At 60.4% G+C, this 20,189-nt stretch carries 15 protein-coding genes; 4 read left to right on the forward strand and 11 right to left on the reverse strand.

The genetic code is table 11. From position 1 onward, the window contains the following. Positions 1–320 precede the first annotated feature (320 nt). From NL154_RS13200 to NL154_RS13235, 8 genes are all read right to left on the reverse strand, one after another. Positions 321–1,319: a flagellin gene (locus tag NL154_RS13200; RefSeq protein ID WP_210630646.1), complete on the reverse strand. Its 999-nt coding sequence runs from the start codon at positions 1,317–1,319 to the stop codon at positions 321–323. 265 nt (positions 1,320–1,584) lie between these two features. Beyond that, the gene (locus NL154_RS13205; RefSeq protein ID WP_434732791.1) at positions 1,585–4,740 is read right to left on the reverse strand and encodes an efflux RND transporter permease subunit; all 3,156 of its coding nucleotides are present in this window, start codon (positions 4,738–4,740) and stop codon (positions 1,585–1,587) included. After that, entirely contained in the window at positions 4,737–5,945 is a 1,209-nt protein-coding gene (locus tag NL154_RS13210) for an efflux RND transporter periplasmic adaptor subunit (RefSeq protein ID WP_434732792.1), read from the reverse strand. Before NL154_RS13210 ends, NL154_RS13205 begins: the two co-directional genes overlap by 4 nt. 289 nt (positions 5,946–6,234) lie before the next feature. Beyond that, positions 6,235–7,146 carry an adenylate/guanylate cyclase domain-containing protein gene (locus NL154_RS13215; RefSeq protein WP_434732793.1) on the reverse strand — a complete coding sequence of 304 codons (912 nt, stop codon included), beginning with the start codon at positions 7,144–7,146 and terminating at the stop codon, positions 6,235–6,237. Positions 7,147–7,354: 208 nt separating this feature from the next. Beyond that, the gene (locus tag NL154_RS13220) at positions 7,355–8,905 is read right to left on the reverse strand and encodes a SpoVR family protein (protein ID WP_210630642.1); all 1,551 of its coding nucleotides are present in this window, start codon (positions 8,903–8,905) and stop codon (positions 7,355–7,357) included. After that, positions 8,902–10,176 (reverse strand): YeaH/YhbH family protein, encoded by a 1,275-nt coding sequence (locus NL154_RS13225; RefSeq protein ID WP_210630641.1) that lies wholly within the window; start codon positions 10,174–10,176, stop codon positions 8,902–8,904. The genes NL154_RS13220 and NL154_RS13225 overlap by 4 nt, the downstream gene beginning before the upstream one ends. 12 nt (positions 10,177–10,188) lie before the next feature. After that, complete coding sequence (locus NL154_RS13230) at positions 10,189–12,132, reverse strand: PrkA family serine protein kinase (RefSeq protein WP_434732794.1); 1,944 nt, start codon at positions 12,130–12,132, stop codon at positions 10,189–10,191. A gap of 402 nt (positions 12,133–12,534) precedes the next feature. Beyond that, complete coding sequence (locus NL154_RS13235; RefSeq protein WP_434732795.1) at positions 12,535–13,011, reverse strand: VOC family protein; 477 nt, start codon at positions 13,009–13,011, stop codon at positions 12,535–12,537. 190 nt (positions 13,012–13,201) lie between these two features. Here NL154_RS13235 and NL154_RS13240 point away from each other — a divergent pair, with 190 nt between their 5' ends. Then, positions 13,202–15,679 carry an ATP-dependent helicase gene (locus tag NL154_RS13240; protein ID WP_434732796.1) on the forward strand — a complete coding sequence of 826 codons (2,478 nt, stop codon included), beginning with the start codon at positions 13,202–13,204 and terminating at the stop codon, positions 15,677–15,679. A gap of 27 nt (positions 15,680–15,706) precedes the next feature. Here NL154_RS13240 and NL154_RS13245 read toward each other — a convergent pair whose 3' ends face one another. Then, positions 15,707–16,054, reverse strand: a complete 348-nt coding sequence (locus NL154_RS13245) for a hypothetical protein (RefSeq protein WP_097598119.1) — start codon at positions 16,052–16,054, stop codon at positions 15,707–15,709. A gap of 380 nt (positions 16,055–16,434) precedes the next feature. On the opposite strand from NL154_RS13245, the gene pncA reads away from it, so the two are divergent. Further along, positions 16,435–17,061 (forward strand): bifunctional nicotinamidase/pyrazinamidase, encoded by a 627-nt coding sequence (gene pncA, locus NL154_RS13250; RefSeq protein ID WP_210630638.1) that lies wholly within the window; start codon positions 16,435–16,437, stop codon positions 17,059–17,061. Positions 17,062–17,076: 15 nt separating this feature from the next. On the opposite strand, the gene NL154_RS13255 is transcribed toward pncA, so the two are convergent. Together NL154_RS13255 and NL154_RS13260 are read right to left on the reverse strand one after the other, a co-directional pair. After that, positions 17,077–18,669 carry a hypothetical protein gene (locus tag NL154_RS13255; protein WP_434732797.1) on the reverse strand — a complete coding sequence of 531 codons (1,593 nt, stop codon included), beginning with the start codon at positions 18,667–18,669 and terminating at the stop codon, positions 17,077–17,079. An 82-nt stretch (positions 18,670–18,751) separates the two neighbouring features. Further along, positions 18,752–19,003: a DUF2164 domain-containing protein gene (locus NL154_RS13260; protein WP_210630636.1), complete on the reverse strand. Its 252-nt coding sequence runs from the start codon at positions 19,001–19,003 to the stop codon at positions 18,752–18,754. A 131-nt stretch (positions 19,004–19,134) separates the two neighbouring features. Here NL154_RS13260 and NL154_RS13265 point away from each other — a divergent pair, with 131 nt between their 5' ends. Together NL154_RS13265 and NL154_RS13270 are read left to right on the forward strand one after the other, a co-directional pair. Then, positions 19,135–19,866: an AzlC family ABC transporter permease gene (locus NL154_RS13265; RefSeq protein WP_434732798.1), complete on the forward strand. Its 732-nt coding sequence runs from the start codon at positions 19,135–19,137 to the stop codon at positions 19,864–19,866. Positions 19,867–19,869: 3 nt separating this feature from the next. After that, on the forward strand, positions 19,870–20,178 hold the full coding sequence (locus tag NL154_RS13270) for an AzlD family protein (RefSeq protein WP_210630634.1): 309 nt from the start codon (positions 19,870–19,872) through the stop codon (positions 20,176–20,178). The last annotated feature ends 11 nt before the right edge of the window (positions 20,179–20,189 follow it).

Consider the following 20,189-nt stretch of genomic DNA (forward strand, 5'->3'; position numbering starts at 1 on the left):
TGGCAAGGATTACGGCAAGAAAATGAAGATGTTCCCTTGATAGGGGAATTTCAGGCGCCGAAACAGCAGCCATGTTGCAGCAATGCGCTGATATCACCAGTTTTTATCAATAGGTGGGGCGCTAGGCTGCATCTGATATCGCGCGGAACGCCAGTGGCCGGCCCCGCCCTTCGAGGCCCCTGTGAGGCACCTCAGGATGAGGTCGGAGTCGCGGCTTGCCAACGCAAGACGCAGTGAAGAGCACAACAATTAGCCCTCATGGTGCGGAGGCCCAAGGGGCCGCCTCGAACCACGAGAGCGGTTAGCTGGATGATCAACCTTTAGAAATTCTGGAACAGCTGCCTGACCGTATCGTAGGTCGCATTAGCGATGTTCAGCGATTGCAGACCGAGCTGCTGCTGCGTCTGCAGCGCCCTGAGCCTGCTCGACTCCTCCTCCATATCGGCATCGACGAGCCGGCCGATTCCGGCGGTGACGTTGTCGTGCAGCTGCGTGGCGAAGTCGTTCTGCAGCTCAATGCGTTTTTCCAGCGCGCCGAAGGCAGATCCGACCGTCGTCAACTGCGTCAGCGCGGCATCGACGACGCTGATCATTTCGTCGACCTGCCCTTTCGTCGTGTTTGCCGATAGCGAAATGACGACCTGCCCTGCTGTGGTCCCGTTTTTGCTGGTTATCAGCACGTAGTTCTGCGCGGTCCCGAGCTCGGTGGCGAAATAGGCCGAGGTCAGCACGCCGTATTCGCCCGAACCGGTGGCCCGGTCGTCGATCAGGTAGCGCGCATCCTTTGAGGTTGTGGCCCCGACAGGCGTATTGTCGATATGGTAGCTCAGCATGCCCACAGAGACCGTGCCGTCGGCATTGCGAATGAAGGACGCCGGAATCTGGCGCGGCTGCGTGGGCGTCGCATCATTATTGAGGATCACCCAGTTATCGCTGTTGAAGGTTGCCGATTCCGAAACGCTGCGCAGCTGCTCCTGCAACTGTTTGAGTTCTTCGTTGATCTTGTTCTTGTCGACCCCGTTCTCGGTGGCGGCGACAAGCTTGGCCTTGATCTCGGAGACGACGTCGATGACATTCTGCACACCGGTATAGGCCGTGCCCATCGTCGCAGCCGCCATACCGAGCGCGTCCTGGATCGCCGAAACGGCCTTGTTGTCGGTGCGTGCGGTGGTGGCGATCGACCAGTAGACGGCGTTGTCGGCCGCTTTGGCGACACGCATGCCTGTCGTGATGTGGTTCTGCGTGACCGTCATACTGCGATTGATATCACGCAGCACAGAGAGCGCCGCATCAACGGAAACGCGCTGATAAATACTCACGGAACTAGACTCCAAAAACACAACAGAACGCAACTGAACAGGGATGAACCTTCCACGCAGACACTCATGTCCGGGGTCGCTGGGTCTCCAGCGCATTGCCTTCAAGAAACGAAGAAGGCCACGGTTCCTGGCCACGATCATTGCCGCTTATGCTTAAAAAACGGCTAATCTTCAGAGGAAATTTATCTTATTCCGCAAGACTTCATACACCATAAGAAACGCCGCCGAAGGCAATCCGGCGGCGTGTTCAATGCGGATGGAAGGCTTATTCGGCGGCCTGCAGCTGCTCCTCGCCGGGTGCCGCAAGCGGCCTTGTCGCGACCGACATCTCCTCGTGCAGGCGCGCCTCCTCATGCGCATGCGGTTTGGCGAAGCGGGCAAGCAGGAGATAGGCGACCGGTGTGATGAACAGCGTCACCAACGTGGCGAAACCGAGGCCGCCGACGATCACCCAGCCGAGCGCCACGCGCGCTTCCGCACCCGCGCCATGGGCAAAGACCAGCGGCACGCCGCCGAGAATGGTGGCGATCATCGTCATCATCACCGGGCGAAGGCGCAGCGCGCAGGCCTTTTCGATCGAGGAGCGCACGTCCTCGCCCCTGTCGCGCAGCTGATTGGCGAATTCGACGATCAGGATGCCGTTCTTCGCCATCACGCCGACGAGCAGCACCAGGCCGATCTGGCTGTAGATATTCAGGCTGGAGCCGGTGATGATCAAAGCGAAGACGGCGCAGGCAAGGCCGAGCGGCACGGTCGACATGATGATCACCGAGGAGAGCACGCTTTCGAACTGGGCGGCGAGAACCAGGAAGATGATGACGATGGCAAAGCCGAAGGTCAGCGCCATGCCGCTCGAATTCTCTTCCAGCGTCGCGGCTTCCGCAAGCGGCAGTAGACGCGCGCCGGGCGGCAGCAGGGGTTCCGCAAGTTCCGTCACCTGTCTGACTGCATCGCCGAGCGACATGCCGTTCCTGAGGCCGGCGGTGATCGCGACCGAGGCGAGCTGCTGCTCGCGGTTCAGCTGCGGCGCGACCGAACCTTCCTTCATCGTGCCAATGACGGACATCGGCACGATCTTGCCGTCGCTGGTTTTCAGGAACACGTTTTCGAGATCCGTGGGATCATCGATCGGCCGCGTCGTCGAAGTCAAAAGCACGGGATAGGATTCGCCGTCGACGAAGACGTCGACCACCGAGCGCCCTTCGAGCAGCGACTGGATCGCCGTCGAAAGCCCTGATATGTCGATGCCGAGATCGGACGCGCGCTCGCGGTCGATCGCCACCGATACCTGCGCCTGGCTGGGCTCGTTGGTCAGCCGCGGCGTATCGTATTGGCCGGTGGCATCGAGCGCCTGCACCAGCTTGGCGGCCGCCGCCGTCAGCGCCTCGTGATCGTTACCAACAAGCGCCATTTGCACGCCGCTGCCGGCGCCGCGGATGCGCAGGCTGTTGGAGGAAATGGCGTTGCCGCGCAGCGCCGGCACCTTCGCCGCCGCCTGGTTGATGTCGCCGACGATCTCCGCCTGCGTCCTCTGCCGCTCTCCCCAAGGGGCAAGCGTCAGCACCATGAAGCCGCTGTTCAGCGAGCCGCCCTGACCGGAGATCGAGAAGACATTGCGAATGTCACCGCTGTCGACCAGCGGCTGCAGATATTCCTCGACGAGCTGCATCTTGTCTCGGGTATACTCCAGGCTCGATCCCTGCGGCGTCGTCAGCCGCATCATCACCAGCGACCGGTCCTCTTCCGGGGTCAGTTCACTCTTGACCGTCGAGAAGGCGATGAGTGCCGCGCCGGCAAAAATCATCGAGACCAGGATAACGACGAAGGGCGCATTGAGGCATCCGTGCAGCGCCCATTTATAGCAACGAGCGAGCGCGCCGCCGAAACGGCCGACGGCGCCGTGATCTTCAATCATCGGCTTCGTCAACATGCGCGAGGCAAGCATCGGGCACAATGTCAGCGCCACGATCGACGACAGTCCGACCGAGAAGGCGAGCACGAAGCCGAATTCGCGGAAGAGACCGCCGACCTGCCCTGGCAGGAAGGAGAGCGGGATGAAGACGGCCGCGAGCGTCGCCGTCGTGGCGATAACGGCGAAGAATACCTCGCGCGTGCCGAGCACGGCGGCCGCACGCGGCCCCATGCCCTCGGCGCGCCGGCGCACGATGTTTTCGAGCACCACGATCGCGTCGTCGACGACGAGGCCGGTGGCGAGCACGATGGCGAGCAGCGTCAGGATGTTGATCGAGAATCCGACCATGTAGATCGCGGCCAGAGTCCCGATCAGCGCCACCGGCATGCTGACGGCCGGGATCAGCGTCGCCCGCCAGTCGCGCAGGAAGAGATAGATGACGGCGGTGACAATGACGGCGGCGAGCACCAGCGCCAGCACCACCTCATGGATTGCGCCCTGGATGAAGACGGCGTCGTCGCTAGTGATAGCGATCGTCGTTCCCTCAGGCAGCGTCTTCGACAGCTGCTCGACGGCAGCCTTGATGCCGGTCGAGATATTCAGCGTATTCGACTGCGCCTGGCGGATGATGCCAAGGCCGATGCCCGCCTTGCCGTTTGAACGCAGCGCCGTATCGCCGTCGCGGGGCCCGAGCGTCACGGTCGCCACGTCGCCCAACCGGACGCGGTCCTGCAGCATAACCTTGGAAAAATCCGCCGGCGTCTGCAGGTTGGCGGTAGCGCGCACGACGATATCCTGCGTCGTGCTCTTCAGCGAGCCGGCGGGAACGTCGAGCGCGGCATTGTCCAGCGCCTTCGTCATGTCGCCGATCGTCAGCCCGCGGCTGGCAAGCGCTCCCTGATCGACATCGACGCGGAATACCTTTTCCTGTTCGCCATATTCCTCGACATCGGCGACGCCGTCGACGGAGGCGAGGCGATCGATCACCTCGTTCTCGACCAGTTGCGTCAGGTCGTCCATGTTGAGCTTGGTCGAGGTGACGGCAAGGCGCATGATCGCCGAGGAATCTGAATCCGCCTTGACGATCTGCGGCGCATCCGCCTCGTCGGGCAGGTTCTGGGTGATGCGGCCGATTGCATCGCGCACGTCGTTGGCGGCGACCGCGAGATCGATCGCATCGGAGAATTCGAGCGTTACCCGGCTCTGGCCGAACGAAGAAGTAGACGAGATCGATTTCAGGCCGCTGACGCGGGCGGCGGCGCCTTCGATCACCTTGGTCAGTTCCTGGTCAATCGTCTGCGGCGAAGCGCCGTCGAAGGTGGTGCGTACCGTGACAACGGGACGGTCGACATCCGGCAGCTCTCGCACTTCGACGCCGACATAGGCTGCAAGGCCGGCGACGACCATTAGCGTGTTGAACACCAGCGCCAGGATCGGCCGGCGAACGAAAAGCGCGGTGAAGCTCTGCTTGCCCGACGCTCGGTCCTGAGGCATCTCGGTCACGCTCATTGGGTCGCGACCTCCCCGCTCGCGGCGATATCGGCGGAAACACGGACCGCGCCGCCCTCACGCACGCGCTGCAGGCCCTGCGTCACGATCTTATCGCCGTCCTTGAGATCGGCCTTGACGAGAATGAAGTCGGGATTGCGCTGCACGATTCTCACCCGCACCTTGTGCGACTTGTCGTCCGTCACCTGCCACACGAAAGATCCTTGCGAATCCCACTGCACGGATTGCGGATCGACCGCCGGGTATTTGTCGCCGGGAAATTTCATGCTGACGCTGAAGGACATGCCGGCGCGCAGCTCGTCGGAAGAGTTGTCGATCCGGGCGCGCAGGCGCAGCGTGCGGCTTGCCGCGTCGATACGGTTGTCGATCGCCTCTATCACGCCCGAAAACACCTGCCCAGGCTTTGCCACCGACATCGCCTCCACCGGCTGGCCGACTGCAACCGTATTGGAAAAACGCTCCGGCACCCAAAAGTCGACGAGGATTTCCGATCGGTCGTCCAATGTGACGATCGGCGTTGATGTCGTGACATTATCGCCGATATTGACCGGCACGATGCCGACGATGCCGTCAATCGGCGCCGTGATGTTGCGCCGGGCGAGATTGAGCTCGGCGGCCTGCAGCTGCAGCCGCGCGCCCTGCTCGGCGATCTCGGAATCGAAGACGTCCATGCGCGACACGCTGGATTTGATGTTGTGGTAGAGATTGGACTTCTCGACGGCGGCTTTCACCGCCACATCCGCCTGGCCACGGGCGATCACCTGCTCCTCGCTGTCCAGCTTGGCGAGAACCTGCCCCGCCTTCACCCTGTCGCCCGACTTGATGAGTATTTCGCGGATCGTGCCCGTGGCCTGCGGCGTCACCGCGACCGAGCGGATCGCATCCCCCGTGCCGATGGCGTTCAGCCGGTCGTTGACGACGCCTTGAACGACGGCCTGCGTCGCGACGAGAATGGCGCTGTTGCGCCCGCCGCCGCTGCGGTGGTTCTGTCCCTGTCCCGGCCCTTGGCCCCGTTGCCCCTGCCCCCCGCCGGAAGCACCGGCATCAGCTGTTTCAGGAGCTTTAGGCGCGATCATGGAAACGAGGCTATCCGGAATGCCTGCATCGCGCATCTTGTCGCCGGCGCCGGGCGCAAGGAAAACCCACGCGGCAAAACCGGCAATGATGACGATGAGCGAAAGTACAAACTGCTTCCAATAGGCCATTCACGTCTCCGGAGGGACTCGAGGTTGGACCAGGGTCGGTCGAAAGAGGCGCTGCGCGATCGGCATCCCGGAGATCTAATCCCCAGGGATCGAGATTCCCGGCTGGTGCGACAATATCGCGCTTTTGCAGCTTAACGGCAAGCATAAGCACCCGGCATTACCGATTTGTAATATCAGCAAAGATTGGAAATAATCCGGCCGCTCACTTTTGCTTGAACGAAGCTCGCAAACGTCTTCTCGCAGGCTCTGTCGGTACGGGATATCCAGCAAAACCAGTGAAGAGCAATGTCTATCGGCGCATCGACCACCGCAGGCCGATCGTCGCTGCGATCCCCAGTATCGGCCACACCGCCCAGAAGGTCCCGCTCCAGGTGAAGAGGTTGATGCCGATGATGCCGAGCGCGACGATCGCGAGCGTGGCAAACTTGCGATCGAACCAGGTCTGGCCGCGATTCCAGGCAAGCGCCGCCACCACGGCAAGCGCCAGCACGGGAAACCGCGCCCAGAAAACGCCCTCCCACGACAGGAGATTGATGGCGATCAGCATGACGGCGATGACGCCGAGCACGGCAAACAGCTTCCGTCCGCCAGGCGCCGGCCTTGCCTCGGTCATGACGGCGGCCGCTGGCTGCGGCCGGGCGGCGACGGGTCGTTCGGCAGGCGGGGCCTCGTCGCTTCCGTCGCCGATTCTCACCGCATAGCTCGGCACGCCCTCTTCGACGTTCTTCACCATCAGCGGCCCGAGAAACTCGAAACCGACCGCCACCTTGTTGCGCACCTGGTCGTAGACGGTGCTCGATATCACGATGCCGCCGGGGGCGGCCGAGGCCTGCAGCCGCGCGGCGATATTGACACCGTCGCCATAGATGTCATCGCCCTCGACGATCACGTCGCCGAGATTGATGCCGATGCGGAAGAGCATGCGCCCGTCGCTTGGGCGGCGGGCATTGAAGCCGGCAAGTTCGTTCTGCGTATCGACGGCGGCGCGCACCGCCTCGACCACGCTCGGAAACTCGGCGATCAACCCGTCGCCCCAGGTGTTGACGACACGGCCGCCATGGCTTTCGATGAGGTGTGCCATCGCCTCGCGGCAGCGCTTCAGCGTCGCGAGCGTCCCCTCCTCGTCGGCTCCCATCAGCCGCGTATAGTCCTGCACGTCAGCACAGAAGATCGTCGTCAGCTTCCGCCGGGTTTCGCTCATGGTCACTCGCCTTTGCGCTATCGGCCCCGAAAGGTCGCTGCAAGGTGGAATTGGGTTGAGTGGAGACCAATATGAACGATTGCAGCGGCGGTAAATTACGCAGCCTTTGTGTTTGTTGCCATCGATAATTGCAGATCGCCGCCGGATGCGGACGAATGGATGGACGCGCACGACGCGCGTTAGCCCGGCGCGCCGCAAGAAACCCAGATCATTGAACGATCTTGCGCGGACTCGCCGTATGTTCTTTCGCCACGGTGCTCGAACCGTCGATTTCCTGAAGCAACACATCGTAGCCCCAGAGATCGGCGAGATGTTGAAGAACGAGCTTCGTGTCACCTTCCTGCAGATAGCAGCCGTTCATGACGATATGCTGCAGCAGCAGTCGCCGGTCGCCGGCGAGATCGACATCGACGATATCGATTGCCGGATCGGTCCAGCCGATATCGTATTCGCGGGAGAGCTGGCGGCGGATGCGCAGATAGCCACGCTCATTGTGAATTGCCGAGACCAGCACACCTTCGGTCTGTTCCGGGTCGTCGTAGAGATGGAACAGCCGCAACCGCCGGATCAGGTTCGGGCTCAGGAACTGACTGATGAAACTTTCGTCCCGATAATTTGCCCAAACGTCGCGCAGGACCCCCATCGCGTCGCCTCGTCCCGCAATATCGGGAAACCATGCCCGGTCCTCTTCCGTCGGCTTCGTGACGACCCTCTCGATGTCCTGCATCATCGCAAAACCAAGCGCATAGGGATTGAAGCCCGAGAACCGCCGATCGTCGTAGTTTGGCTGGAAGACGACATTGGCGTGGGACTTCAGGAATTCGAGGAAGTTCCCGTCGCTGATCTGCCCCCGCTCGTGAAGCCGGTTCATGATCTGGTAATGGACAAAGGTGGCGGTTCCCTCATTCATCACCTTAGTCTGCCGCTGGGGGTGGAAATATTGCGCGACGTGGCGGACGATGCGAAGGATCTCGCGCTGCCACGGCTGCAGCCGGGGCGCGGATTTCTCAAGAAAATAGAGGATGTTATCCTGCGGGAGACCGAGCGCGGCACGGCGCTTCTCCAAGCCGATGTCACCCGCCTTCTTCGCCTTGCCGACGGGAACCGTGCGCCACAGGTCGTTGAACATCTGCTCTTCGTGGGCGCGACGCTCCTGCTGCCGCTTCTCCTCCTGGCGAAGGTCGATTGTGGTCTTGCCGGCATATCGATGCACCCCATGCGACATCAGCGCATGCGCCGCATCGAGCGTTCTTTCGACGGCCGTCTCGCCGTAACGCTCTTCGCAGCGGGTGATATAACCCTTGGCGAAATCAAGGTAATCGAGAATTCCCTCGGCATCGGTCCAGAGCTTGAAGAGATAATTGTTCTTGAAGAAGTGATTGTGGCCGAAGGCCGCATGGGCGATGACGAGCGTCTGCATCGTCGCCGTGTTTTCCTCCATCAGATATGAGATGCAGGGAGAACTGTTGATGACGATCTCATAGGCAAGGTCGCGCATCCCGCGGCGGTAGAAGGTTTCATGATGCGCAAAGTGTTTTCCGAAGGACCAATGGCGGTAAAACAGCGGCATGCCGGTCGAGGAATAGGCATCCAGCATCTGCTCCGAGGTGATGACTTCGATCTGGTTCGGATAGACATCGAGACCGAGCTCGCCGAGCGCGATCTCCTCGCACGCATCATGGATGCGCTGCAGCGTTGCAAAGTCCCAGTCGGCTCCCTCGAATAAGAGCCGCTCTCTTGGCCTCACCGTCATGGTCATGGCGTCACCTTCGACTGTGCCTCACGTTTCTGGAAGAGATCGTGGAAAACAGGGAATATTTCGCTTCGCCGGCAGACCTTGCGCATCGAAAGCGGCAGCGGTTCGGAACGGATCCCGTCATAGAGCATCCAGAGGGGCGACCGCGACACTGAAGAATCGCCGCCTTCCTCGCCGACTTCGATATAGGCGAAATACTGGCACAGCGGCAAAATCTCGCGCAGCAGCTGCCCGGTCAGATTTCCGTCCGAATGGGCGTTGTCGCCGTCCGAGGCTTGGGCGCCATAGATATTCCACTCCGCCGGATCGAAACGCGCCGCGATGATCGCCCGCATGGCGGCAAGCGCGCTCGACACCAGCGTGCCGCCCGTCGCAGGACCGTAGAAGAAGGTTTCTTCGTCGACCTCCTCTGCCCTGTCAGTATGGCGGATGAAGACGATTTCCACTTTCTTGTAGCGTTTCGACAGGAAAAGGTAGAGCAGCAGGTAGAACCGCTTGGCAAGGTCCTTCATGTGCTCCGACATGGAGCCCGAGACGTCCATCAGGCAGAACATCACCGCTTTGGCGACAGGCTTCGGCTCGTTTTCGAAGCGGCGATAACGCACGTCGAGCGGATCGATATAGGGAATGCGCCGGCTTTTTTCCGTCAGGGATTTGAGTTTTGCCTCAAGCGTCACGCGGGTCTCGTCGTCCTCGCATTCCTCGATCTGCCGCTGCAGGGCTTCGATTTCTTCGCGGCGCGGGCGGCCAAGCGCAACGCGGCGCATCATCGCCAGCTTCGTGGTGCGACCGACGGCAATGTTGGCGGGGGATCCCGATACGGAATAACCGGCCCGAAACGGAGTTTCTTCCTCCGTTTCGGCTAGACGCCGCTTGGCAAGGTCTGGCAATTCAAGATCATCGAGGAACACATCGAGGAATTCCTCCCGCGTCAGCACGAAGCGGAAGCCGTCCTCACCGTCGCCTTCGCCTGCATCTTTTGGTTTTCCGCCCTTTCCACCCGGCGGCCGCGGAATGATGTCCCCTTCGACGAAAGCCCGGTTCCCGGGCAGGATGTGATCGGCGATGCCGCCTTCGCCCCGTCGAAAGCTTGGTTCGGCCATTCCATCGATCGGCAGGCTGATCTCCCCACCGTCGAGCACGTCTCGAATGTTTCGATTTTGCAGCGAACGTTTCACCGCCTGCTGCACGGCTCCCTTCATGCGTCGAAGGAACCGCTGACGATTTTCCAGACTTTTACCGCGCGGATTTAGCCGCCGGTCGACAATGTGCATAATGGCTCCGCATTAACTTGCCTGTTTGACGCGCATGTACCATTCGACGAGGCGCCGAACCTGCCGTTCCGTGTAACCTCGCGCGGCCATGCGCGAGACGAATTCGCTATGCTTCTTTTCTGTTTCCGAATCCTTCTTCGATCCGAAGGAAATGACCGGCAAGAGATCTTCGACCTGCGAGAACATACGCTTCTCGATGACTTCCCGGATTTTCTCGTAGCTCGTCCATGACGGATTTTTTCCGCCGTTGGCTGCCCGCGATCTCAGAGAGAACTTGACAATTTCGTTGCGGAAGTCCTTTGGATTGGCGATCCCCGCCGGCTTTTCGATCTTCGTTAGCTCCTGGTTGAGGAGCTCGCGGTCGAGAAGCTGACCGGTATCGGGATCCTTGAAGTCCACATCTTCGATCCAGGCATCGGCATAATCTACATAGCGGTCGAACAGATTCTGTCCGTAGTCCGCATAGGATTCAAGATAAGCCTTCTGAATCTCGTTGCCAATGAACTCTGCGTAGCGTGGCGCAAGATCGGCCTTGATGAATTCCAGATAACGCTTCTCGACATCGTCGGGAAACTGCTCGCGACGGATCGCCTGTTCCAGCACATACATCAGATGGACGGGATCGGCGCCGATATCCGTGGTGTCGTGATTGAAGGTGGAGGCGAGCACTTTGAAGGCGAAACGGGTCGATATCCCGTCCATGCCTTCGTCGATCCCGGCAGCATCCCGGTATTCCTGGACGCTGCGGGCGCGTGGATCGCTTTCCTTCAGGCTCTCCCCGTCATAGGTGCGCATCTTCGAGAAGAAGGTCGAATTCTCGTGCTTGCGCAGGCGCGAAAGGACGGAGAACCGCGCCAGCATTTCGAGCGTTGCCGGGGCGCATGGTGCATCCACCAGTTCCGATCCCTCGATCAGCTTTTCGTAGATCTTCTGTTCCTCTGTAACCCTGAGACAATAGGGCACTTTGATCACGCAGATGCGGTCGATGAAGGCCTCATTGTTCTTGTTGGCCTTGAAGGTCTGCCATTCCGCCTCGTTCGAATGCGCAAGGACGATGCCGGAGAAAGGTATGGCGCCGATATTCTCGGAGCCGATATAATTGCCCTCCTGCGTTGCCGTCAGCAGCGGGTGCAGCATCTTGATCGGCGCCTTGAACATCTCGACGAATTCGAGCACGCCCTGATTGGCACGGTTCAGTCCGCCCGAATAGCTGTAGGCATCCGGATCGTTCTGAGAATAGGTTTCCAGTTTGCGGATATCCACCTTGCCGACCAAAGAGGAGATGTCCTGGTTGTTCTCGTCTCCAGGCTCGGTCTTGGCAATCGCGATCTGGCGCAATCGCGAGGGTTGTATCCTGACGACGCGGAATCGGGAGATATCGCCGCCGAAGTCGTCGAGCCGCTTCAGGCACCACGGGCTCATCAATCCGTTCAGGCGCCGCTGCGGGATCCCGTACTGCTCCTGCAGGAGCGAGCCCATCGTCTCGGGATCGAAGAGATTGAGCGGGCTTTCGAACACAGGGCTGATCTCGTCACCGGCCTTCAGCACGTAGATCGGATACACCTCCATCAACTGCTTCAGCCGCTCCGCCAGCGACGACTTGCCGCCGCCGACCGGACCGAGCAGATAAAGAATCTGCTTGCGCTCCTCGAGCCCCTGCGCCGCATGCCGAAAAAAGGAGACGATGCGTTCGATTGTCTCTTCCATGCCGTGAAAGCCGGCAAAGGCCGGATAAACCCGGATGGTCCTGTTCATGAAGATCCTGCCGAGGCGCGCGTCCTTGGCGGTGTCCACCATCTGTGGTTCGCCTATGGCAGCGAGCAGACGCTCGGTCGCGTTGGCATAGGCGATCGGGTCGGTTTTGCAGAGATCGAGATATTCCGACACCGACATGTCGCTTTCGCGGCGCGCTTCATAACTGCGTGTGAACGCATCGAATACGGATTCACTCAGCATGGGACCTCCATTAAGGTAATGCCGCAGGCTCTAAGCCGTATAACCATCGAGATGGCCACGGCGTTCCTAAGAATCAATAGTTTCGTAGGTATATTCCACGCTGACCGGCCGTTTGTGGCAATGCACAAAATCGTGCATGCACCGGTATTTTTTTACTCCACGAAACTGTTTCTTATTGTAGTTGAGAAAAGGCTTGTCGCGATATCAGCACATTTAGCGACGTGACATGGAAGTAAAAAAGGTATGCAATAGCGCCCGTGATTCGAGCCGTAAATAATCGGCGATTGCCCGCCGGTGAGACCAGTCGGCTCCGACAGCGGGCAGCGAGTTCGCCGCCCGCAGAATGAAACCGGGCGAACGTCACATCCGACCGGCATATCCTACTCATGCGCCTCCTGGCTCTCAGCCGTTGAACGCCTTTTCCAGCGCAGCCACATCGATCTTGACCATGCCGAGCATGACTTCGGTGACGCGCCTTGCCCGCTCGCGATCTTCGTCGGCGATCATCTCGGAGAGCGCGCGCGGGACGATCTGCCAGGAAAGGCCCCAGCGGTCCTTCAGCCAGCCGCAGGCCTCCGGCGTGCCGCCATTGGCGAGGAAGGCATCCCATATCCGATCGATCTCCGCCTGGCTTTCCAGAAGGATCGCTACCGAAAAGGAATGGTTGAAGCTGTCGAGCGGACCGGCCTTCATCGCCAGGAAGGCTTGGTCGCCAAGCGTGAACTCGATCAGCTCGACGCTGCCGGGAGGGCCGCTCGGGATTTCCGCCGGAAGTATGGTGGTTCGGCCGATCCTGGAATCCGGAATGATCGACACGTAGAATTCTACGGCTTCGCGTGCCTGCTCCGCGAACCAGAGATTTGAAATGACCTTGGGCATGGACAGCCTCCTTGTTGGCGAGTATCCCGGACTTCTGTCCGATGCTTCGAGGACGTCTGGTCGGCACCGGTTCCGACAGGCCGCGATCGGATTTTTTTGGCCGCCCACACCCCCGCAATAGCGGTGGCTCGGGAATGAAAGCAGAACATCTTTTCTGGTCTTTCCTTCCCGAATCACTACATTACGCGCCATGAGCAATAGTTTCGACGATATTCCCTTCTTCGACGAGGAGCCGGGCGAAGTGGCGCGTAAGCCGCAGCCGTCTGTCGCAACCGCCGGAAGGCCGGCCGCCGGCGGCGGCATCGCCGCCCGCGCCATGGCGGCCCGTGACGGCGGCAAACGGCCGGACTATCTCGCCGGATTGAACCCGGAACAGACCGAAGCCGTCGAAACGCTGGAAGGCCCCGTCCTCGTGCTCGCCGGCGCCGGCACCGGAAAGACGCGCGTGCTGACGACCCGCATCGCCCACATCCTCAATACCGGCCGCGCCTTCCCGTCACAGATCCTCGCCGTCACCTTTACCAACAAGGCCGCGCGCGAGATGAAGGAGCGCATCGCCCTGCTCGTCGGCGGCGCCGTCGAAGGCATGCCGTGGCTCGGTACCTTCCACTCGATCGGCGTCAAGCTCCTGCGCCGCCATGGCGAGCTCGTCGGCCTGAGCTCCGGTTTCACCATTCTCGACACCGACGACGTCGTGCGCCTGATCAAGCAGCTGATCCAGGCCGAAGGCCTCGACGACAAGCGCTGGCCGGCAAAGCAGTTCGCCGGCATGATCGACACCTGGAAGAACAAGGGCCTCGGACCGGCCGATATTCCCGAAGGCGACGCCCGCGCCTTTGCCAATGGCCGCGGCCGCGATCTCTACTTCGCCTATCAGGCGCGCCTGTCGACGCTCAACGCCTGCGATTTCGGCGACCTGCTGATGCATCCGATCGCGATCTTCCGCAAGAATCCGGATCTTCTGAAGGAATATCACGGCCGCTTCCGCTATATCCTTGTCGATGAGTACCAGGACACCAACACTGCTCAGTACATGTGGCTGAGGCTTCTTGCCCAGCGCGCCAAGGGTGAGCCGCAGAATGTCTGCTGCGTCGGTGACGACGACCAGTCGATCTATGGCTGGCGCGGCGCGGAGGTCGACAATATCCTGCGCTTCGAGAAGGATTTCCCCGGCGCCAAGGTGATCAAGCTCGAGCGCAATTACCGATCGACCGAACATATCCTTGGCGCCGCCGCCCATCTGATCGCCCATAATGAAGGCCGCTTGGGCAAGACGTTGTTCACCGATCGCGCCGACCCGGATGACGTCAAGGTCCAGGTTCACGCCTCCTGGGACTCGGAGGAGGAAGCCCGCGCCATTGGCGAGGAGATCGAGCAACTCCAGCGCAACAAGCATCTGCTGAACGACATGGCGATCCTCGTGCGCGCCTCCTTCCAGATGCGCGAATTCGAAGATCGCTTCGTCACCCTTGGCCTCAACTACCGCGTCATTGGTGGCCCGCGCTTCTATGAGCGCCTCGAAATCCGCGATGCCCTGGCCTATTTCCGCCTGGTGGCGCAGCCGGCCGACGACCTCGCCTTCGAACGTATCATCAACACGCCGAAGCGCGGCCTCGGCGATACGACGGTGCGCGCGCTGCACGATTATGCACGCGCCCGCGACATCCCGATGCTGGCGGCCGCCGCCGACATCATCGAGACGGACGAGCTGAAGCCGAAGGCGCGAAAAGCCCTCTTCGACGTGATTCAATCTTTCCGCCGATGGCAGGAACTGCTTGAAAACACGCCACATACCGAACTTGCCGAGCAGATCCTCGAAGAGTCCGGCTATACCGACATGTGGAAGAACGACAAGAGCGCGGAAGCCCCGGGCCGCCTGGAAAACCTGAAGGAACTGATCCGCTCGATGGAAAGCTTCGAGTCAATGCGCGGCTTTCTCGAACACGTCTCCCTTGTGATGGATGCCGAGACCAACGAGAACCTCGACGCCGTCTCGATCATGACGCTGCATTCGGCCAAGGGCCTGGAATTCGACACCGTTTTCCTGCCCGGCTGGGAGGAAGGCCTTTTTCCGCACCAGCGCTCGCTCGATGAAAGCGGCCGTGCCGGCCTGGAGGAGGAACGCCGCCTCGCCTATGTCGGCATCACCCGCGCCAAACGTCGCTGCCACATCTGGTTCGTCTCCAACCGCCGCATCCACGGTCTCTGGCAATCGACCCTGCCCTCGCGTTTCCTGGACGAATTGCCGGAGACCCATGTCGAGGTCGCCGAGATGGAACAGAGCTACGGCGGTTACGGCCGCGGCGGTTACGGCCAGTCCCGCTTCGACAAAGCCGAACCCTTCGCCAACTCCTATTCGACCCCCGGCTGGAAGCGCGCCCAGGCCAACAGGACCGACGCCACCCGCGACAATTGGGGCACCCGCTCCGGCCACGCCGTCGAACGCATCGGTTATGGCGAAAGCGGCCCGAAGGGACGCACGATCGACGGGGAACTGGTGGCGAAGTCCACGTCCTCTGAATCATCGCGCTTCACCCTCGGCGACCGCGTCTTCCACCTGAAATTCGGCAATGGCAACATCACTGGCATCGAAGGCAACAAGCTGACGATCGATTTCGATCGCGCCGGACAGAAGCGGGTGCTGGACGGGTTCGTCGAGCGCGTGTGATTTTGCGGTTATACCGCGTGGAAACCGTTATCCGAACATCCGCATACTGCTGAGCCCGAGAATATCGTTCAGCAGGGCGATGCCCATTCCGACGGCGACGATCGACAGCCCGATCAGGAACAGTCGCCGAGCCCGGTCATATTTTGCGGCGAGCAGGGAGTCGCGCGCGAGCAGATCCGCAAACACCTTCACCTGAATGGCGATACCGACGGTCAGAAATGACATCGGCAGCAGATCGACGCGGCTCCAGTCATTGGGATTGGACACCCAAAGACTGATGAAATTGAGGGAGAAACCAAGAATGATCCCGGTCGCCGTCAGCGACCCGTTGCGGAAGGTGGCGTCGATCTTTTCATCTGCTTGAGGCTCGGACATGGCTTCAATCTTGACTTGCTGATGAGCTCAGAAAGACAGAAATCGCGGCGGCCGGCAAGATCGAGCGGACGTCGCCGTCGAAGAAGGCGCTGCAGCACCTCAGCCGGCAGACCGATGAAGGCTGACACCGGAAAATGAGGCTCTGCCGGGGAGATCCGCAGTGTAAAACCTTCGCCTTCCCGCCGTTTCGAGAGGAGAGTTACTGCGATCACATATCAATGGTTGCATTAGCGTGTGCTTTTTCGACTAGCCACTACCGGAGGTACCAGAATTAACACTTGCGCGCCCGCGCTGGGAAATCCACTACTGGTGTGTTGGTGTGTTGGTGTGTTCGGTGCATTTGGCATTTGCATTGCAATAACGCGAAGGGATTGGCCTTGATGAAAGCGCTGCTGCTCGTCGATATCCAGAACGGCTTCTGTCCGGGCGGCAATCTGCCGGTGCCAGACGGCGACAAGGTGGTCCCCGTCGCAAACCGGCTGATCGACAGTGGCAGATATGATCTGATCGTCGCCTCCCAGGATTGGCATCCGCCCGGCCACGGCAGCTTCGCCTCTGCCCATCCGGGTGCCACCCCCTTCGAGATGGGCGAATTGTCCGGCAAGCCACAAATGATGTGGCCCGACCACTGTATCCAGGGTACGCTCGACGCCGAATTACATCCGGAACTGAGATCCGAAGAGATCGACCTGATCCAGCAGAAGGGCGAGGATCCCAGGATCGACAGCTATTCGGCATTCCGCGACAATGACCGCGATGCTTCGACCGGTCTTTCCAATTTTCTCCAGGAACAGGGTGTCACCGATCTCGACGTCTGCGGGCTGGCGACCGATTACTGTGTCAAGTTCTCGGCGCTCGACGCGCTCGAGATGATGCCTGGGGTGCGCGTCCGCTTCATCGAGGACGCAAGCCGCGGCATCACCCCCGAAGGTGTTGCCGCCGCCATCGACGAAATGCGGGCGCACGGCATCACTGTGATAAAAAGCGCAGATGCCTTGCGCCAATGAGCTTGCGATCGCCGGCTATTTCAACAAATAGGCATCGAATGTCTCATCGCTGCCGGCAACGGGGCCGAAGCGCTTGACCAGGGTCATCTCGCTCCGGAGTGCGGAAATGTCCTCTGGCGTCAGGGACAGCAGCCAACTGTAACTTTCGCGCAATGACACCGGCGCGGCAATTCGATCAAGCCGTTGTGAGAGAAGAACGACGACAGGAGCATGCTCGCTCTGCTGCAACTGCCGCGCCGTCTGCAGAATGTCGGCAAGGCTGAGAGAAAGCCGCGCATTGCGGGTATAGTGCACAATGGCACCGAACCGCTCCTCTCTTAGGAGATAGGTGCGATTGGAAACATAATAGGGCAAGGCTTCCACGAGATAGTCGGGATCCGCCATGATGATCGCATCCTTGAGATCAGGACGGGATTGAATGAACGAGCCGAGATCCTGGGCTCGGCTGAGCGGCATGTCGGTGAAAAGGAATTGATGGACCCTCTCGATGCCGGAAGCGACCTGCAGCGCGAGCAATATCATGAAGCACAGGCGCCCGATCTTCACGATGCCGCCGGCAGCTTCGGTGCCGGCAACATCGGCGAGGCCGGCCCGAGGCGGCAGGGTCAAAGCGGTGATTGCGATCATGAAGACCAGCCACAGCGCCTGATGCCTGTAGCTACCTGGGTAAACCAGCGTAAAAAGCAGAGAAAGCCCGAGGAGAACCAGTGCTGCTGCGAACATCGCCGGTCGCCGGTTCGCCAGCCCCAACAGACTGCCATAGATGAGCACAGCCATGAGCGACGCGAATATCCGGGCGAACAATGGATCAGCCAAGACCAGTGCAAGGATCCGGTCGGGGTAGAACGCCATGAAATAGGAACTGGGGGCGACAAGCGCCGAAAGGACAAGCAAAGCGAAATTCTTGCCCGCAAGATCGTTCTGCCCCGCATCGTTGAAGGTCGGATAGACCGTCATGACGCAGAGAACAATGCCGACGGCGGCAATGGCAGCGGCTGTCAAAAAGGCCCGATATGCGCTCAAAGGGGGTCTTGGCCGCGCCAGAACCAGATCGAAAAACCAATGGGCGAGGAAACCGCCGACGAGGACCACCGAATGGACGTTGGTATTGGCCAGCAAGGCGAACAGCAGGCCGAGCAATATTCCGTTGCGTCGGCCTTTCCCCCAGTTCAGGACGATAAGGAAGACCACCAGCATGCTGATGCCGTAATTTCGCGACATCGCCGCGTAATCGAAGATCGAAAAGCTGCTGAACAGCGACAGCAGCATGATGGGAAGGGGCAGTATCAACCGGAAAACAAGAAGGTAGGCGGCGGCGGCCGCAATAGTCAGTGCGACGATTTTCAAGACGACGGGCGAGCCGATCATGACATGGGCGGCGCGCAGCAGGATATACCACAGGGCAGGATGCCCCTCGCCACGCAGCTGGCGAAGCATGGCGGCGAAATTGTCTCCCTGAAGGGCCAGTGACAATGCGCGAACTTCGTCACGCCATACCGTTTCGGACCAGCAAAGCGCAGACGCCAGCGCAAGCCAGGCGAGAAAGAGCATCGCCTTGGCGAGCCTGGCGGATCGAGGTTCATCAATAACAGAGACAATCAGGGCCAAATGACACCAACCTGGTGAAGGAAAGCGCCGACCGTATCGCCGCAGCCATAATTTGGCGTTAAGCGGGCCCGCCGCCCGATTTTCAGGCGCTGGATTTCTGCTCTCTCTCAAGAAGATGAATATCTTCGGCCACGTCTTCCATTCTCTTCAGTAGGGCAGCCTGGGCATCTCTCAGCCCTCGATTGTAGAAGTACGGGCCAATCTCCTCGGTAAAAAAATCGAGCAGGAATTCGGCCGGCAGCATGCCGATGGGATCAAGTTCGCGGTCGAAATAAGCGCGGATGCGTGCAACGATCTCAGTCTTTTCTTCCCTGGAAAATTCGATCTTCTGCACGTCTGCCTCTCCGACAAATGCAATCACCACGTTGATGCTTCAGCGAAATCGATTGGTCAATCAACGAAATTCAATTGTCGCGGAAGACCATAGCTCATAAGGGAAACCTGAATTTCCAACAGGACACTCACATGAATCGCGCCGACTTTGTTGAAGGTTTGCGGGGCGGCTCGGCCGTTGCGCTGGCATCGGCGCCCTTTGGCGCGCTGTTCGGAGCGCTGGCGGTTGAAAACGGCATGTCGCTTTCCGAGGCCGCCTTCATGAGCGCCACGGTCTATGCAGGCGCCAGCCAGATGGTCGGCATCGAACTCTTCGGCCACAATGTCCATGCCTGGCTGATCGTGCTGTCGATCCTTGCCGTCAATTTCCGCCACGTGCTCTATTCCGCGGCCTTAGCGCGCTACATCGGCCATTTCAGCTCGGTGCAGAAATTCTTCACCTTCTTCCTGCTCGTCGATCCGCAATTTGCTGCGGCGGTCAAGCGCGGCGAAGCCGGCAAGCCGCTCACCTTCGCCTGGTATCTCGGCTTCGGCGTCATCATCTACATCCCCTGGGTGCTGATCAGCATCGCCGGCGGCATGCTCGGCGGCTTCATCGGCGATCCCAAGGCGATCGGCCTCGATATCCTGTTGCCAGCCTATTTTCTCGGCATTGTCGTTGGTTTCCGCAAGCGCGACAATTTCCTGCCGGTGGCGCTCGTCAGCGCGGTGGCATCAGTGCTCGCCTACCGTTACGTCGGCTCGCCCTGGCATGTCAGCCTGGGTGCGGCCGCCGGCATCGTGCTGGCTGCCCTGCTGCCGCTGCCGCGCGAGGTGCCGGATCTCGAAGCCGACGCCCTTCAATCCGAAGTGCACGAGGTCTGAGCCATGGAATTCGATCTCCACATGGCGCTCGTCATCCTCGCCGCTGCAGTCGCCACCTTCGCCACCCGGATCGGCGGCTATATCCTCATCACCCGAATGAAGAGCATTCCCCCGCGCGTGGAAGCGGCGCTGAATGCCGTGCCGGCCGCCGTGCTGACGACTCTTGTCGCACCTGCCTTCTTCATCGGCGGCTGGGAATCGAAACTGGCGCTGATCGTTGCCCTTATCGTGGGCCTGCGCATTGCTCATACATGGATGCTGGTTGCCGCCTGGGTTGTCGTGATGGCATGGCGCTACACGATCGGCGCCTGAGCCCTGCCTTG

It is taken from the genome of Rhizobium sp. YTUHZ044, assembly GCF_051123975.1.
Lineage (GTDB): Bacteria > Pseudomonadota > Alphaproteobacteria > Rhizobiales > Rhizobiaceae > Rhizobium.